The organism is Pseudomonas sp. GM50, assembly GCF_000282375.1.
Classification (GTDB): Bacteria; Pseudomonadota; Gammaproteobacteria; order Pseudomonadales; family Pseudomonadaceae; genus Aquipseudomonas.
In genome coordinates, this window is sequence record NZ_AKJK01000039.1 from 1 (window position 1) to 535 (window position 535).

At 61.9% G+C, this 535-nt stretch carries 1 protein-coding gene; it reads right to left on the reverse strand.

The window, feature by feature from the left end:
• A partial coding sequence (locus PMI30_RS23925) for a TolC family protein (RefSeq protein WP_008006950.1) occupies positions 1-535 on the reverse strand: 535 nt, incomplete at both ends.

The window sequence follows — 535 nt, forward strand, 5'->3', positions numbered from 1 at the left end:
CTGGCTGGCGCCGCCGGTAAAAAGGTTGCCTGCGGATACAGCCGTGGCACTGCCCAGCAATGCGCTAAGGGAGAATTTCGGGTAGTACTCGGCAATCGCCTCGCCGATGCGTGCGTTTGAGGCCGCAAGACGGCGCTCGGCCACAATGAGATCTGGCCTGCGGCGCAGCAAATCGGCCGGCGTTCCCATCGCCTTTAACTGCGGCGCTACAGGAATGCTCCCCGTACTTGCCAGTTGCGTGCGGTGAGTGCCTGGCGGCGTGCCGAGCATGACATCCAGCGCATTCATGGCAGCATCCAGGCCGGTCTGCAGGACTGGCACTGTCGCCTGGACCTGCGATAACTCCCCCTCGGTCTGGCGAACCTGATAGTTGGCGGCGAGCCCCTTGCTGTAGAGCAATTGGACTTTCTCTAGTAGCTCCTGCTGCGTTTTGACCTGTCGGTTCGCAATGTCCAACCGGGACTGCAATCCGCGGATAGTGATGTAGATATCGGCGGTCTGCGCGGCGATGGCCAATCGTGTGGCAGCGACGCCC